2 protein-coding genes are annotated in these 1,817 nt (G+C 74.0%); both read left to right on the forward strand.

Annotated features, from left to right (window positions below):
- The coding region (locus tag AB0M20_RS41380) for a S8 family peptidase (RefSeq protein WP_364306784.1) at window positions 1-1,441 on the forward strand (1,441 nt) is incomplete at its 5' end.
- Between the two features lie 15 nt (window positions 1,442-1,456).
- Window positions 1,457-1,817: hypothetical protein (locus AB0M20_RS41385; protein ID WP_364306785.1), on the forward strand; the 361-nt coding region annotated here is incomplete at its 3' end.

The following is a 1,817-nucleotide window of genomic DNA, read 5'->3' on the forward strand; positions in this document are numbered from 1 at the left end:
GTTCCCGGGTGGCCTCTCCGAGGTGCGCCAAGCTCTCTACGACCTCTGGGGGCCGTACGCCCGGCACGCGGGCGGCAGCCGACCCGGCGAGGCGACCTCGGCCGGGGTCGTGCAGCCGCCCGTACCCGCCGGCCTGGCGCTGATCGCCCCCAAGCTCTACCAGTGCGTGCTCTCCCGGCGGACGCTGCACGACATGGTCCGGCGCGACGCCGGGCTCGCCCGCGAGCTCGGCCGGCCGCCGATCATCTTCCGGGTGTGGCCGGACTACGAGCTGCGCCCCCAGATCGACCGGTCCGCGCCCACGGTCAAGGCCAACGCGGCCTGGCAGTCGTACGGCGCGTTCGGCCGTGGCGTCGTCTGGGCGGTGATCGACAGCGGCATCGACGGCTGCCATCCACACTTCCGCGGCTTGGAGATCGGCGGAACCGGTGGCAGTGGCGTGACGGGCGGGCTGCACCGGGACTTCAGCTATCTGGTGAACCCCGAGGATCCGCCGCAGGCCGCGGACCTCCCGGGCGCGGCGCCGGCCGGTGACGCGCCGCTGGCCGACGAGAGCGGCCACGGCACCCACGTCGCCGGCATCATCGCCGGGCGTACCCCCGGCGACCGCCCACCGCGGGTGGCGTCGTCGAAGGATCCGGGCAACGGCGGCTACGTGCCGCGGGCCTCGACCGGGCGGCTGTCCGGGATGGCGCCGGAGTGCGAGCTGGTGAGCATCAAGGTGATGCGGCGCAGCAGCCAGGGGCTGTGGGTCACGTCGTCGAGCGCGGTGATCAAGGCCCTGACCTACCTGCGGTCCGAGGTGAACATCGATCCGGCCGTGCTGCGGGTGCACGGCGTCAACCTGAGCCTCGGCTGCGTGTGGCAGCCCGACCAGTACGCCGCCGGACAGTCGCCGCTGTGCCAGGCGCTCAACCAGCTCGTCGCCTCCGGCGTGGTGGTCGTGGTCTCGGCCGGCAACTACGGCGCCCGCACCACGTTCGGCGACTCGGTCAACACCTCGGCGGTCATGGGCTCGATCACCGAGCCGGCGCACGCCGAGGACTGCATCGCCGTCGGCTCGACCCACCGCGACGCACCGCACGCCTTCGGCGTCACGTGGACCTCGGGCAAGGGCCCGACCCTGGACGGCCGGATGAAGCCCGACGTGGTCGCGCCCGGGGAGTGGATCGCGTCGGCGGCGACCGGCGAGGTCCGCGCCCGGGCCGGCCTCAACCCGCCGGGCGGCGACGCCACGTACGCCGAGCAGTCCGGCACCTCGATGGCGGCCCCGCACGTCTCCGGGATCATCGCCGCCTTCCTCTCCGCCCGCCCGGAGTTCATCGGCCGCCCGCGACAGGTCAAGGCGTTGCTCACCAAGAGCGCCACCGACCTCGGCCGGGAGCGGTACGCACAGGGCGCCGGCCTGGTCGACCTGATGCGCATGCTGTCCAACGTCTGACGCCGGGAGGCTCCAATGCGACGACTGTCCACGCAGGAACCCGTCTGGGATCTGTACTTCGACGAGGCTGGCGGGCTCACCGCACCGGCCGCGACCACCATGCTCGGCGAGCTGGCCGCGGAGGGCGTCGACGACCTGTTCGTCTTCAGCCACGGCTGGGGCACCTCCGAGGGCTCCGCACGCCGGTTGTGCGACGCGATGTTCCCGCTGATCCGAGAGGCGGCGGCCGGCGCCTCCGGGCTCGGCCGGGTCGGCTTCGCCGGGGTCTACTGGCCGTCGCTGTGGTTCCCGCCGACGCCCGCGACGCCCGCCGGGCAGGGCGGCGCCATCCAGGCCGGGGGAGCGGTGACCAGCCTGAGCGCCGGGACGACCGCGG

The organism is Actinoplanes sp. NPDC051633 (genome assembly GCF_040681735.1).
In the GTDB taxonomy this organism is placed as follows: domain Bacteria; phylum Actinomycetota; class Actinomycetes; order Mycobacteriales; family Micromonosporaceae; genus Actinoplanes.